The sequence below is a fragment of the Janthinobacterium sp. GW821-FHT03C08 genome (genome assembly GCF_059420905.1).
In genome coordinates, this window is sequence record NZ_JBWKUP010000007.1 from 232552 (window position 1) to 246120 (window position 13569).

The window sequence follows — 13569 nt, forward strand, 5'->3', positions numbered from 1 at the left end:
TGGAGGCTATCACTTCAACAAGGAAATGCCATGTTCACACTCGCCAGACTGATTCCCCTCGCCGCCATCGTCGCCATCACGGCAGGCTGCGCGCAAACGCCCGTGCGCTCCGATGCGGCCGCCGCCGCGCCCGGCGCCACCTCGCCCGCCCAGCCGGCGCCGAAGCTGGCGGGCACGCAGTGGAAGCTGAAGGAATTGAAGGGCAAGAAAGTCGTGCGCAAGGCGCCCGAGCAGCGTGAAGTGACACTGCTGCTGGCCGAAGGCCGCGCCAGTGGCCATAGCGGCTGCAACCAGATGATGGGCGGCTACACCAGCGATGGCGTCAGCACCCTGAGCTTTTCGCAACTGGCCGGCACCATGATGATGTGCCAGCCGCAGGACATGGACCTCGAGCGCGAGCTGCTGACCACCCTGGGCGAAGTCAACGGCTACCGCTACGCCGACCAGGAATTGCTGCTGCTCAAGGATGGCGTGCCCGTGGCCCGCTATGAAGCGCTGACGGTGAAGTAAGGTCTTTGCAAAGCCAGGCGCCCCGCCCGGCTTGAAGAGTGCCCGAAAAACGTTCAGGGCAAGGCGCAGCGCCGCAGGCAGTACGCTAGTACGCCAGGCGCTGCAACGCCGCCATGGACGTTTTCTCGGCCACTCTTCAATCGTTGCGCATCTGCGCCTGCGACACGTTACTATCAGGCGGCACGCTCTGCGTCAGCCACACATTCCCCCCCACAGTCGAACCGGCGCCGATGGTGATGCGCCCCAGCACGGTCGCGCCCGCGTAGATCACCACGTCGTCCTCGACGATGGGGTGGCGCGGCGTGCCCTTGATCAGCGCGCCGGAAGCGTCCGCCGGGAAGCGCTTGGCGCCCAGCGTCACGGCCTGGTACAGGCGCACGCGCTGGCCGATGATGGCCGTCTCGCCGATCACCACGCCCGTGCCGTGGTCGATGAAGAAACTGGCGCCGATCTGCGCGCCCGGGTGGATGTCGATGCCCGTCAGGGTGTGCGCGATGTCGGCGATCAGGCGCGCCAGGAACGGCGCGCCGAGGGCATGCAGCTGGTGCGCCAGGCGGTGGTACAGGATGGCGATGGTGCCCGGGTAGCACAGCATGATCTCGGCCACCGAGGTGGCGGCCGGGTCGCCCGCGTAGGCGGCCTGCACGTCCGACACCAGCAGGGCGCGGATGCCGGGCAGGCTGGCGGCAAACGCGCGCGTGATGTCGCGCGCCTGCTGGGCCAGGGCCGCGTCGTCGGCCGCGCCCGCTCCGTCATCGCCAGCTGCGGCGGCGTGCGCAGGGGCGGAAAACAGCAGGCCGCGCCGCACCTGCTCGCTGAGGCGGTTCAGGGTGGTATTGAGGGTATCGCCGACAAAGTAGTCGATGCTTTCATCGGTGAGGTTGGGCCGCCCGTAATGCGTGGGGAACAGGGCTGCCGACAGGCCATTGACGATAGTGGTCAGCGCTTCGCGCGACGGCAGTTCGCGTACCCTGCCGTTATGGCGGATCTTGTGCGTGTCTTCGCGCGAGCTGCGCAGCGCCTGGATCACGGGACCCAGGTTCCACTGGACGGATTCCTCGGCGGGCGCCGCGGGATGAATGCTGTGCATGGTGTATCACTTCCGAAAAAATGGCGAACAGGCCGGGTCGCCCCAGCTTAGCGGCGGCGCACGGCAAAGCCAACGAAGGTTTTCAAGGTTTGATATGCGAAAAACGCATATGAGCGGGCGCAACGCGGCAAACAGCGCCCGCGCCAACCCGATTGTTGCCGCTGGCGTAAAATGACGGACTAACAAAAACACTCTTCAACATGACTAAATTATTAACCTGGATTTTGGCGGGCCTGGCGATGGTCGGACCGCTTGCAATTGACACGTATCTGCCGTCTTTCCCCGCCATCGTGCACGATTTCAATGCCAGCCCCCTGCTGGTGCAGCAAACCCTGAGCTTTTTCCTGTTCACGTTCGCCTTCATGATGCTGTTCTACGGCACCCTGTCCGACTCGTTCGGCCGCCGTCCCGTCATCCTCGTCTCGCTCGTGCTGTATGTGATCGCCTCCGTGGGCGCGGCGCTGGCGCCCACGCTGGGCTGGCTGCTGGCCTGGCGCGTGCTGCAGGGCCTGTCCGCGGGTGCCGGTTCCGTCATCGGCCGCGCCATCGTGCAGGACCGCTATTCGGGCGCCGCCGCGCAGAAGATCCTGTCGCACATCATGATGGTGTTTGCCCTCGCGCCGGCCATCGCGCCCGTGCTGGGCGGCTGGCTGCAGGTGGGCCTGGGCTGGCGGGCGATCTTCTGGTTCCTGACGGCCTTCGGCGTGCTGATGTTCGTCGTCGTCTGGCGCGCCTTGCCGGAAAGCCTGCCGAGGGAGCAGCGCCACGCCTTCCACCTGGGCGACATCGCCGTCAATTACTGGAAAGTGCTGTGCCACCGCCAGTTTTTGCTGCTGTCGACGGCCATCGGCGCCGCCTTTGGCGGTTTCGCCCTGTACATCGGTTCGGCCGCCTACTTCATCATCAACATCCTGCACCTGCCGGAGACGGCATTCGCCTGGCTGTTCATTCCCCTGATCAGCGGCATGGTGTTCGGCTCGGCCCTGTCGGCCAAGGTCGCGCACCGCTACAGCCAGCGCCAGATGATCTGGGCCGGATTTATCTTGATGCTGGTGGCGGCCGCCGCCAATATCGGCTACAACTATGTCTTTGCCGCCGAAGTACCATGGGCCGTGCTGCCCCTGTTCTTCTACTCGTTCGCCCTCTCCATCGCCATGCCGCCGATGACCCTGATGGCCCTGAACCACTTCCCCCACAACAGCGGCCTGGCATCGTCGATGCAGTCCTTCATCCAGATGCTGCTGTTCGCGCTCGTCTCGGGCCTGGTGGCGCCGCTGCTGTTCGACAGCGCCCTGAACCTGGCGTATGGCGTGATGGCGGGTCTGCTGGTGAGTTTATTGTGCTGGGTGTTTGCGCAGGGCGGAAAAGCGGAAGCGGTCAAGCAGTAACTTGTGCAGGGAATTTTCAGGACGGGAGCACCTGAAAAACGTTCAGGACAAGGCGCCGTGCCGCAGGCAGTACGCGAGTACGGCTAGGCACGGCAACGCAGTCATGGACGTTTTCTCAGGCGCTCCTCAAGGCCAGGGCGCTGGCGTCACATCGACATACTGCGCGCCGCCCTGCTCCGGTTCCGGCTCCGTCCCATCGCGCGCGGCTGGCTGGTTCAGGGAACCGGCCGGCGAGCGCAAGCTCAAGATTTCCTTGCGCGCCTCGACGAAGTCGGCGGAACTGAGCGGGTGTTCCCGGTCGGGCCAGTGGCTGACGGCCCATTCCTGCAGCGCCTCGAAGCGCCGCCACAGTTCGGCGATGAATTCGCGGCGCGCCGCTTCCTGTGCCGCGTCCAGTTCCTGTGGCGTCTTGTCGACGCCGTCTCCCACGCTCGCTTGCATGATGCTTCCCCGGCTGATGGATCATGACGCCAAGGTAGGCGATGCCGGGCCGGCCGTCTGTTCGCCAGCGAACACAGTTCTTATTCCGGCATCTTGCGGAAACCCACGGCCAGGCGGTTCCACGTATTGATGGAGCCGATGGCCAGGGTGACGTTGACCATTTCGGCCGGCGTCAGTTCGGCCGCCAGGGCCGCATACACGTCGTCGGACGCATGGTTCTGCGGCAGCAGGGTCAGCGCCTCCGTCCAGGCCAGCACGGCCCGTTCGCGCGGCGTGAAGAACGGCGTTTCGCGCCAGACGGACACGGCATACAGCCGGCGCTCCGTTTCGCCCGCCTTGCGCGCATCGCTCGTGTGCATGTCCACGCAAAAGGCGCAGCCGTTGATTTGCGAAGCGCGCAGGCGGATCAGCTCGAGCAGCGAGTGCTCCACGCCCAGCTTGGCGATCGCCGCTTCCAGCGCGTACATGGCCTTGACGACGTCCGGCGAAGCTTGTGCGAAATCAATACGTTGCAGTGTCATGATGTATTCCTTGATAATGAGAGATGCATCATTGTAAAAGCGCAAGAAGAGTGCGCGGCAGGCCAATCCTGCCGAAAAACGGCAGACCACCAGCAGATACTCCATGGAATTACATATCCTGATCGACGGCACGCGCGACCTGGGCGGCCAGCTGTATCGCCAGCTCAGCGAGGCCATCCGTTCCGGCCGCCTGGCCGATGGCCAGCAATTGCCCCCCTCGCGCCTGCTGGCCAGTCAGTTGGGCCTGTCGCGCAAGACGGTGTCCGACGTGTATGACAAGCTCGGCTATGAAAAGCTGCTGGTAGGAAAAGTCGGCGTGGGCAGCTTCGTGCAGACGCCGCACGCCTCGCCGCAGCGCCGCCATGCCAGCACGCCGCTGGCCAGCGCCCAGCGCATCGCCCGCTGGGAAGCGACGCCCACGCCCCTGCGACGCGCCAGCCAGGAGCAGCCGGCGCGCTACGCCTTCATCGGCGGGCGCACGACGCCTTCGCACTTCCCCCAGGATGAGTGGCGCGCCTGCGTGCTGCATGCGCTGCGCCAGGATGGCCAGGCGCGGGGCCGCTATGGTCCCGTGCCCGGCCTGCCCGCCTTGCGCGCGGCGATTGCCGGCCATGCCGCCTTCAGCCGCGGCATCCATTGCACGCCGGAGCAGGTACTCGTCACCAGCGGCGCCCAGCAAGCCCTGCACCTGCTGGCGCAGACCCTGCTGGAACCGGGCGACACGGTGGCCGTGGAAGAACCGGGCTACCCGGTGGCGCGCGCCGTGTTCGCCAGCCAGGGCGCCCGCGTGGCGGGCGTGGCGGTGGACGAGGATGGCCTCCTCGTCGGGCAGATCCCCGATGGCACGCGCTTGATCTATGTCACGCCCGCCCACCAGTTTCCGCTCGGCATGCCGATGAGCATGGCGCGCCGCCATGCCCTGCTGGAGCGGGCGCAGCAGCTGGGCGCCATCGTCATCGAGGACGATTACGACAGCGCCTTCCGCTACGAGGGCCGGCCCGAGGATTCCCTGCAAAGCATGGACCGCTACGGCGTCGTCGCGCACGTGGGCAGCTTTTCCAAGATCATGCTGCCGGAATTGCGCCTCGGCTATGTCGTGCTGCCGCAAGCCATCGTGGCCGCCATGCAGACGGTGAAATACCTGACGGATTGCCATACGGCCAGCCTGGGCCAGCATGCGCTGGCCAAGTTCATCCACGACGGCCATTTGCTGCGCCACATCCGCCGCTGCCACGACATCTATGCGGGGCGGCGCGAGCGGCTGCAGCACTGGTTCGACGGCCCGCTGTCGCCGTGGTTCCGCCTGGTGCCGGCCAGCGCGGGCTTCCACGTGGCGGCCCTGGCACAGGCACCGCTCGACATTGCCGAATTGCTGCGCCGGGCACGGTTGGCCGACGTCAGCCTGTATGCCCTGTCCAGCTTTTACCATGGCCCCGCCCGTCATGAGGGCCTGTTCCTCGGCTATGGCGCCATCGACAGGCTCGATATCGACACGGCGCTGGCCATCGTGCTGGCGATCCTGCAGGACATGGCGCCCCTGCCCCTCAGCGGGGTTGCCAGCGATAGTGTCCCGTGATGGGATAGCTGAACAGGATATTTTCCTCGCGCACGCCTGCGCCAATGTTATGGATGACCAGCGGCACGCCGCCCCACGACTGCCTGTCGCTGACGATGCCGATGTGCGTGAGGTTGCGCGGCAGGAGCCAGGTGACGATGTCGCCCGCGCGGTAGGCGTGCGCTTCTTTGCTTGGCGGCAAGCTGGTGCCGTGGCGGGCAAAATAGGTGCCCAGGTTCGGCACGCGGCGGTGGTCGATATTGCGGTCCGGCCCCTTCATCTGCCAGCGCCCCTGCCGCCGGTACACCTGCCACGCCTTGCGCATGTCTTCGTGCACCAGCACCTGCAGATCCTGCCCCAGTTGGCGATAGGCGCGCACGACCACGTCCGTGCATACGCCCCGCTCGAGCGGCACGTCGCCGCCCGGATAAGCGAGGCGCTCATAGCGCGGGTCGTACGCCACCGTCACGCCCACCTGGCTGCGGGCGGCGGCGACGAGGGCTTGCGGCGTGGCGGGAGCGGCCGGGGCCAGCAGGGGCGCCAGCGCCAGCATCACGGTGAAAAGCGGTTTGATGGGCATCAAGGTCGGGGCTTGAGTATAAATGCCAACTTTACCGTAGCGGCAAGAAAAATGCCGTACGCTTAGACGGTCGCCAGCTGCGCCAGGTGGCCGGGGAAATCCACGGCGGGGCCGGCTGCATTGACGGTGTCGAAGTAATCATGCCAGCCCGTGGCAGCGATGCCGGCCAGCAAGGCGTCGAGTGCCGCATCGTCCGGGAAGCGCCAGACGGCATAGAATTGCTGGGGTGCCGCATGCAGCTTGCCGCCGTCGATGGCGCCCATGGCCAGCGCCTCGGCACCGCTGCCCGACAGGGCCGCCATGCCGGCGCCGACGGTGTCGAAATACGCCTGGCGCGCGGCGCCGTCGAGGGCCAGCCAGGCCGGTTTCGGGCTGTACAGCTCTAGCAGATAATGCATGTTTTCTCCTTGAAAGATGAATCCTCAGGCCAGCGAGCGCTGGGCCCGCTTGCAGATACGTAGGGTCGCGGCAACGGGGCTTTCCGCCAGCCATTGGGCGCATACGCCGCGCACCCAGTCCGGCCGGCTCTTGGCCGCATCGTTGAGCCAGTTGGCCACGGCATCCTGCACGTAGACGGCCGGGTCGGCGCGCAGGGACTGCAGCAGGGGCAAGGCCAGCTGCGGCTGCTGTTTTAGCTCGGGAATGTGCGCGCACCACACGCCGCGCGGGCGCAGCGCTTCGCAGGCAAAGCGGCGCAGGCGCTCCGACGCCTCGCCTGTCCACGGCAGCAGCAGCGCCAGCGCTTCTTCCAGGCTGGCGGCCAGCAGGGGCCGCAGCGCCAGCCAGGCCCATTCGCGCACGCCGAAATGCCCATCGTCGGCCAGCGGCCGCATGGCCTCCAGCCGCTGCGGCAGGCTCAAGCCAGGCTGGGCGGCAATGGCAAAGCAGACCCAGCCCCGTACCGTATCGGACGGGTGGACTTGCAATTGCACCAGATCAACGTTGGCTTCCAGCAGCAGTTGCGCCGCCAGCGCCATGCGCCGCGTGATGCCGGCGGCGGCCTGCGCCCCCATCCGCGCCAGCCTGTCCCCGCCGATGGCGGGCACGGCGGCGGCCAGCAGCCGGGCAAAATCGATGGCCAGGCCTTCCGTCAGGGTGGCGCTGGCGACGCTCCCTGCATTCAGGAGGGCCAGGCGCGCGGGCGCGATATCGGCGATGCCTCGACTCATGCCGCGCCCCGGTCCGTCTTGCGCCAGGCTTTTTCCAACAATCCGCTCAATAACTGCATCTCTTCTGGCGTGAAATCGGCAAACAGGCTGGCGATCCACTGCGCGTGTTCGTCGACGAGGGTGGCGGCGGCGGCCTCTCCCTTGGCATCCAGGCGCACCAGCAGCTTGCGCCGGTCGAGCGGGTCCCCGTGGCGCGCGAGGAAACCGTCGCGCTCCAGGCCGTCGAGCAAGCCCGTGATGGTGCCGCGCGTGACGCCCGCCCGCTCGGCCAGCTCGTGCGGCGAGAGTCCCTCGGGCACGTCGCGCAGCAGGGACAGCAGGACGAACTTGCCTTCCGACAAACCATGCCGGCCCAGGCGCGTGGCGCAATCGCCATCGATGGCGGACGCCAGGCCCAGCACTTCAAAGCACAGGCGCAGGCGCGCGGTGGACTGCGCCATGTCGAGACCGCTGGCGCGGCGCTGCACGTCACCCAGCAGGGCCGTGTATTTCTGTTCGAGTTTTATCATATGGCGCAATATAATATGGCGCCATATTAAATGTCAAATGGAAAACCTCTCCGGTTTTCCCTGCGGCCTAGGAACGCGCCTTGTCCTTCGCCCAGGCGATGATGCCATTCGCATCGGTGGCGCCCGGCTGGCGCGCCACTTCCACGCCGCGCACGAACAGGGCCAGGGTGGGAATGCTGCGGATGTTGAAACGGCTGCCCAGGTCCGGCGACGCTTCCGTATTCACTTTGACGACGCGGAACGCGGGCTCCAGGGCCTTGGCGGCCTGGGCGTAGAATGGCGCCATGCTGCGGCACGGTCCGCACCACGGCGCCCAGAAATCCACCAGCACGGGGATGTCGCTGCGCTCGACATGCTTGAGGAAACGGGCGCTGGCCAGGTTCACGGGCTGGCCCGTGAACAAGTCTTTCTGGCATTTGCCGCACGTGGGCTGCTCGCGCAGGCGGGCGGCCGGCAGGCGGTTGACGGCGTCGCAATGGGGGCACACGATGTGCAGGGAATCTGGCGTGGTCGTAGTCATGGCATTCCTGAATGCAAGCCGGCGCTACCGGCGGATCAGCCATTCTACGGCGAATCGCACCACCCCATTGCTTGCGCGCACGATTGACGCCGACCACCGCCATCCGCTTCCGCATGCTGCGGGACGCACACCGCCGTCCGATTGCTGTACCCTGCCGGTGGCACTATCGCCGTCCACGCGAGGAGACCCATGCACATGACCGCTTCCCCGGCGCACGCCGCACTCGACGCCGCCCTGGCGCGCCAGCGGGCCGCCTGCCTGGCCCGGCCCGCGCCCACGCTTGCCGAGCGCAAGCGCGACCTGCAGACCCTGCAGCGCTACCTGCGCGACCACCGGGAAGCCCTGTGCGAGGCGATCAGCGCCGACTATGGCAACCGTTCCAGGCACGAAACTTTGCTGGCGGAAATTTTTCCCGCCATCGACGGCATCGACCATGTGCTGAAACACCTGAAGAAATGGATGCGGCCGCAGCGCCGTGGCGTGGACTGGCGCACTTTCCCGGGCGCCCGCAACCGCGTGATCCCGCAGCCGCTGGGCGTGGTGGGCGTCATCGTGCCGTGGAACTTCCCCGTCAACCTGAGCTTCGTGCCCTTGACCTACATCTTTGCCGCCGGCAACCGCGCCATGGTCAAGATGAGCGAAAACTCGCGCCACCTGGCCCGACTGCTCATCGCGACCATGCCCGCCTATTTCCCGCCGGACAAATTGCAGTTTTTTGACGAGACGGGCGGCGTGGGCATTGCGTTTTCGCAACTGCCCTTCGACCATCTGCTGTTTACGGGTTCCGGCCAGACGGGCCGCGCCGTCATGGCGGCCGCCGCGCGCAATCTGTGCCCCGTCACGCTGGAACTGGGCGGCAAGGCCCCCGCCATCGTCTGCGCCGGTTTCGACGTGCGCACGGCAGCCGAGCGCATCCTCTACGTGAAATACCTGAACGCGGGACAGATCTGCACCAGCGTCGACCACGCCTGGCTGCCGCAGGCCAGCATCGCCGCCTTCGTCGAGCATGCGCGCGCCATCGTGCCCGCGCGCTACCCCACGCTGGACACGCCCGACTACACTTCCATCATCGACGAGGCCGCCTTCGAGCGTCTGCTGCAGGCGCTGGACGAAGCGCGGGAACGGGGCGCGCAAGTGATTTCCCTGTTGCCGGGGCCGGCTTTCGACCGGGCCACGCGCAAGATCGCGCCGCACATCGTGCTGGGCGCCCCCGAGGACAGCCTGCTGCTGACGCGGGAAATCTTCGGCCCCATCCTGCCCCTGCGCGGCTATACGAAGCTGGAGACCGTGATCGCCAGCATCAACGCAGGGCCGCGCCCGCTGGCCATCTATCCGTTCAGCAACGACGCCGGCACGGTGCAGCTGCTCATCGACCGAGTGATGTCGGGCGGCGTGTCCGTCAACGATGCCCTGTTCCACGTGGGCCAGCATGACCTGCCCTTCGGCGGCGTGGGCGCGTCCGGCATGGGCCATTACCACGGCGTGGAAGGTTTCCACACTTTCAGCAAGCTGCGGCCCGTGTTTTACCAGGCACGCTACAGCGCGCTAAAACTGCTGTGGCCGCCGTACGGCAAGCTGGCCAGCCGCGTGCTGGCGTTCCTGACCCGCTGATTACAGGAACAGCGAGGCGGCGATGGCCCACATGACGAGGGCGATGATGCCGTCGAGCACGCGCCAGGCCATGGGCTTGGCAAACACGGGCGCCAGGTAGCGGGCGCCAAAGCCCAGCAGGAAGAACCACAGGGCCGAGGCCATGATGGCGCCGCCGGCGAAGTAGAAGCGTCCCACGCCTTCATGCTGGCCGCCGATGGAGCCGAGCAAAATCACCGTATCGAGGAAGGCGTGCGGGTTCAGCAGGCTGAACGCGAGCGCCGCGCCGATCACGGCCCAGTAGCCTTCCGGCGCCTTCGCGGCCGACACCGTCAGGGCCGAAGGACGCCACGCCGATTTGGCGGCGCGCAAGCCGTAGGCAATGAGGAAGGTGGCGCCGCCAGCCTTGGCCCACAGCAGGAAATTGGGATTATCGGCAATAAAGGTGCCCATGCCGGCCACGCCGGCCGTGATCAGCATGGCGTCGCACAGCAGGCAGACGAGGATGCAGGTGAGCACGTAATGGCGTTTCAGCCCCTGCTTGAGCAGGAAGGCGTTTTGCGTGCCGATGGCCACGATCAGGCTGGCCCCGAGTCCCATGCCTTTCAAGAAAATTGCGCTGTCCATATCGATTCCTTTCTATTGCTTTCCATCACGCGCACGGCCGCCCACGCTCTGCCGGCAACGGCAAAGTCATCAGTGGTAGGTGGAGGGTGGTGCGGAACCAGGGGGACCGCGCGGCAGAGTGGAGTTGTTACCCTATTTCAACAGTGTAAAGAAAAAGTAAATATAAGTATAATGAATGATTTTAACCATATATAAGAGAAACTTATGCGCGTCGTGGACTACCGTGGATTGGCCGCCCTCGACGCCGTGATCGGCCTGGGCAGCTTTGAAAAGGCCGCGCATGCGCTGGCCATCAGCCAGCCGGCAGTGTCGCAGCGCATCCGCACCCTGGAAAACCTGGAGGGCACCCTATTGATCATCCGCAGCCACCCGCCCGCGCCCACGGAAGCGGGCCAGCGCCTGATCGCCCACTACCGGCAAGTCAAGCTGCTCGAAGCGGCCCTCGATGCCCAGCCGGGACCCACGACCCAGCTGCCGGAACTGGCCATCGCCGTCAATGCCGACAGCGCCGCCACGTGGATACCGGAAGCGCTGGGCCCGCTGCTGACGCCGCCGTCGTGCCTGCTCGACATCCGCCTCGACGACCAGGACCACACCCTGAGCCAGCTGCGCGAAGGCCGCGTGTTTGCCTGCGTCACCAGCGCCACCGACCTCGTGGCGGGCACCACGGCCACGCCGCTGGGCGGCATGCGCTACCTGTGCGTGGCCTCGCCCGCGTTCGCGCGGCAATGGTTTCCCCATGGTTTTACTGTGGAGGCCGTCAGCCAGGCGCCCGCCATCACATTCGGCAGCAAGGATGCGCTGCACGAGCGCTATCTGCAGCACCGCCTCGGCTACGCGGGGCGCTACCCGCACCACGTGCTGGGGTCGGCGCGCGACTTCGTGCGCTTCATCGAAGCGGGCTATGCCTATGGCATGGTGCCCCTGCTGCAGGCGGAAACGGCGCTGGCCGCGGGACGGCTCGTCGACGTGGCCGCCGGCCAGGCGCTCGACGTGCCCCTGATCTGGCACGCCTGGGATATCCAGACGCCGCTCACGCGCACCCTGTCGGACGCCGTCATCGCCACGGCGCGCAAGTGGCTGCTGCAGGATTGATGACGCCCGATGCATGGCGCCGGACGGGCACCGCGCAATGGCGGCGGCGCCTGCCCTCACCCTTCAGACAATTATCTATGCTTCCATACAAGTTTCTCGTGCGCATGCTGGCCTGTGTGGCCTACACTGCAAGCACCATACAACACGATCAGGGGCAAGCATGACGATCCTGCGCACTACCGTGCTGGGCCTGCTGGCTGCGCTGCCGCTGACGGCCGGCCTGATCGCCTGTTCGCCCTTGACGGCCATCAATGCCCTGTCGTCCGGCAGCGCCTCGCAGGTGACGCGCGGCCTGGCCTACGGCCCCCTGCCGCGGCAGAAACTCGATGTGTATGCGCCGAAAGTGCACGCCGGCCCCGTGCCGGTCGTGGTTTTCTTTTACGGCGGCAACTGGACGTCGGGCGAACGGGCCGACTACGCCTTCGTCGGCCATGCGCTCGCTTCGCGCGGCTATCTTGCCGTCATCGCCGACTATCGCTTGTATCCTGACGTGCACTACCCCGAGATTTTGCAGGATGCGGCCCGCGCCGTGGCCTGGGCCGCGATGGAATCGAGCCGCCACGGCGGCGACCCGACGCGCCTGTTCGTCATGGGCCACAGCGCCGGCGCCTACAATGCGGCCATGGTGGCGCTCGACGCCAGCCTGCTGGCGCGCCACGGCATGCACCCGCACGACTTGCGGGGATGGATAGGACTGGCCGGCCCGTACGACTTCCTGCCCATCGAAAATCCCACGGCCCGCCCCGTCTTCTTCTACCCGGACACGCCCCTGGCGTCGCAACCGATCCACCACGTGACGGCCGAGGCACCGCCCGCCCTGCTGATCGCGCCGGCGCCGGGCAAGGACAAGCTGGTCAATCCACGGCGCAACACGGGCGGCCTGGCTGCCGCCTTGCGCGCGCAGCAGCGCCCCGTGACGGAAACCTATTTCGATTCCGTCAGCCACGCCACCCTGGTCGCCTCGCTGGCCGCCCCCTTGCGCATGCTGGCTCCCACCCTCGATGCCGTGAGCGCCTTCATCGACGCCCAGGGCGGTCCCGCCACGGCGGCCGCGCCAGCCCACCCTGCCACCCTGGCCCTGGACGAGGAAACGCCCATCCCCTGAGGGACGGGCGCTTTGACTGGAGCAGCAAAGGCAGGCGAGACAGACCCTGCTCGACGCAGAGCCCCCGCCCGAGCCCCGCTCGACGCGGGGCCGCCTGACGGCAGGCGCCAGCCCCCAAGGCTCGGCCCTTGGGGCAATGGTTCAGCCGGCAGCCGCCGCCGACTTATTCCTTGCGGCTGGCGCTGGTGCTTTTGCCTTGTGCGCCAGCCGCTTGCGAAGCGCTGCCGCTGGTCACGCTTTCGCTGCCGGCCGACTGCTGGCTGCCCTGGTGGCTGGCGCTTTGCAGGCTTTGGCCATCACGGCTTTGGGCGCTGCGCTGGTCGCGGTTGGCGCCGTTCTGGTGGTAGGACTGGAACGGTTCGGCGATGCGCTGCATGGCTTCCTGCTGCTTGCGCACGTTTTTCTCCGTTTCTTCCGACGCCGTGCGCGCCACTTCTTCCGCCAGGGCCTTGGCCGTGCGGCTCGTTTCATTCACATGCTGCTCGGCCACATTGGCCAGTTCGACCTGCGTATCGGCGGCCAGGCGCGACAGTTGCTGCTGATACTTGCGCAGGTGCTCGGCGGCAGGCTGGCCCGCCGCGGCGGCGACCTGCAGCGCATCTTCCACGCGCTCGACCGTCAGCAGATTCTGGCTCGTGATCGAGCCTTCCTCCAGCAAGCCTTGCGCCAGTTGCATGTTCAGGTCATTGAATTGCTGCGCCGAATGGAACAAGGACTTCGACAAGCCATTAAAAAACGCCAGTTGGGCTTCCAGATGGTTTTTGGCAGCAGGGGTAACACTACGGGAATATGGATACATGGAGTTTCCTCATTAAATAACGGTTGGAATGAACTGCTTAGTAGGTGGCCACAGGCCACGAGACGCGAAA

At 66.4% G+C, this 13569-nt stretch carries 16 protein-coding genes; 6 read left to right on the plus strand and 10 right to left on the minus strand.

The window, feature by feature from the left end; genetic code table 11:
* The first annotated feature begins 30 nt into the window (after positions 1-30).
* The gene (locus AC07VL_RS12025; protein ID WP_494806044.1) at positions 31-510 is read left to right on the plus strand and encodes an META domain-containing protein; all 480 of its coding nucleotides are present in this window, start codon (positions 31-33) and stop codon (positions 508-510) included.
* Between the two features lie 136 nt (positions 511-646).
* Here AC07VL_RS12025 and epsC read toward each other — a convergent pair whose 3' ends face one another.
* Entirely contained in the window at positions 647-1600 is a 954-nt protein-coding gene (gene epsC / locus AC07VL_RS12030; RefSeq protein WP_494806045.1) for a serine O-acetyltransferase EpsC, read from the minus strand.
* 200 nt (positions 1601-1800) lie between these two features.
* Here epsC and AC07VL_RS12035 point away from each other — a divergent pair, with 200 nt between their 5' ends.
* Positions 1801-2988 carry a multidrug effflux MFS transporter gene (locus tag AC07VL_RS12035; protein ID WP_494806046.1) on the plus strand — a complete coding sequence of 396 codons (1188 nt, stop codon included), beginning with the start codon at positions 1801-1803 and terminating at the stop codon, positions 2986-2988.
* A 126-nt stretch (positions 2989-3114) separates the two neighbouring features.
* On the opposite strand, the gene AC07VL_RS12040 is transcribed toward AC07VL_RS12035, so the two are convergent.
* Together AC07VL_RS12040 and AC07VL_RS12045 are read right to left on the minus strand one after the other, a co-directional pair.
* Positions 3115-3429: a hypothetical protein gene (locus AC07VL_RS12040; protein ID WP_494806047.1), complete on the minus strand. Its 315-nt coding sequence runs from the start codon at positions 3427-3429 to the stop codon at positions 3115-3117.
* Positions 3430-3509: 80 nt separating this feature from the next.
* A complete protein-coding gene (locus tag AC07VL_RS12045; RefSeq protein ID WP_494806048.1) occupies positions 3510-3950 on the minus strand; it encodes a carboxymuconolactone decarboxylase family protein in 441 nt (146 codons plus the stop codon).
* A 103-nt stretch (positions 3951-4053) separates the two neighbouring features.
* On the opposite strand from AC07VL_RS12045, the gene pdxR reads away from it, so the two are divergent.
* Positions 4054-5526 (plus strand): MocR-like pyridoxine biosynthesis transcription factor PdxR, encoded by a 1473-nt coding sequence (gene pdxR / locus AC07VL_RS12050; RefSeq protein WP_494806049.1) that lies wholly within the window; start codon positions 4054-4056, stop codon positions 5524-5526.
* Here the strand turns inward: pdxR and AC07VL_RS12055 are convergent.
* From AC07VL_RS12055 to trxC, 5 genes are all read right to left on the minus strand, one after another.
* Positions 5495-6085 (minus strand): DUF1287 domain-containing protein, encoded by a 591-nt coding sequence (locus tag AC07VL_RS12055; protein ID WP_494806050.1) that lies wholly within the window; start codon positions 6083-6085, stop codon positions 5495-5497. The genes pdxR and AC07VL_RS12055 overlap by 32 nt on opposite strands.
* Positions 6086-6147: 62 nt before the next feature.
* The gene (locus tag AC07VL_RS12060; protein WP_494806051.1) at positions 6148-6483 is read right to left on the minus strand and encodes a DUF6616 family protein; all 336 of its coding nucleotides are present in this window, start codon (positions 6481-6483) and stop codon (positions 6148-6150) included.
* A gap of 24 nt (positions 6484-6507) precedes the next feature.
* The gene (locus AC07VL_RS12065; RefSeq protein ID WP_494806052.1) at positions 6508-7254 is read right to left on the minus strand and encodes a HEAT repeat domain-containing protein; all 747 of its coding nucleotides are present in this window, start codon (positions 7252-7254) and stop codon (positions 6508-6510) included.
* Positions 7251-7760, minus strand: coding sequence for a MarR family winged helix-turn-helix transcriptional regulator (locus AC07VL_RS12070; RefSeq protein WP_494806128.1), 510 nt, complete (start codon positions 7758-7760; stop codon positions 7251-7253). The genes AC07VL_RS12065 and AC07VL_RS12070 overlap by 4 nt, the downstream gene beginning before the upstream one ends.
* A gap of 70 nt (positions 7761-7830) precedes the next feature.
* On the minus strand, positions 7831-8283 hold the full coding sequence (trxC, locus tag AC07VL_RS12075; protein ID WP_494806053.1) for a thioredoxin TrxC: 453 nt from the start codon (positions 8281-8283) through the stop codon (positions 7831-7833).
* Positions 8284-8478: 195 nt separating this feature from the next.
* On the opposite strand from trxC, the gene AC07VL_RS12080 reads away from it, so the two are divergent.
* On the plus strand, positions 8479-9894 hold the full coding sequence (locus tag AC07VL_RS12080; protein WP_494806054.1) for a coniferyl aldehyde dehydrogenase: 1416 nt from the start codon (positions 8479-8481) through the stop codon (positions 9892-9894).
* Here the strand turns inward: AC07VL_RS12080 and AC07VL_RS12085 are convergent, their stop codons facing one another.
* Complete coding sequence (locus tag AC07VL_RS12085) at positions 9895-10500, minus strand: LysE/ArgO family amino acid transporter (RefSeq protein ID WP_494806055.1); 606 nt, start codon at positions 10498-10500, stop codon at positions 9895-9897.
* Positions 10501-10704: 204 nt separating this feature from the next.
* Here AC07VL_RS12085 and AC07VL_RS12090 point away from each other — a divergent pair, with 204 nt between their 5' ends.
* Both AC07VL_RS12090 and AC07VL_RS12095 read left to right on the plus strand, forming a co-directional pair.
* A complete protein-coding gene (locus AC07VL_RS12090; RefSeq protein ID WP_290601380.1) occupies positions 10705-11595 on the plus strand; it encodes a LysR family transcriptional regulator ArgP in 891 nt (296 codons plus the stop codon).
* 160 nt (positions 11596-11755) lie between these two features.
* Positions 11756-12700, plus strand: a complete 945-nt coding sequence (locus AC07VL_RS12095; RefSeq protein ID WP_494806056.1) for an alpha/beta hydrolase — start codon at positions 11756-11758, stop codon at positions 12698-12700.
* A 163-nt stretch (positions 12701-12863) separates the two neighbouring features.
* Here the strand turns inward: AC07VL_RS12095 and AC07VL_RS12100 are convergent, their stop codons facing one another.
* On the minus strand, positions 12864-13499 hold the full coding sequence (locus AC07VL_RS12100) for a phasin family protein (protein WP_494806057.1): 636 nt from the start codon (positions 13497-13499) through the stop codon (positions 12864-12866).
* Positions 13500-13569: the final 70 nt, after the last annotated feature.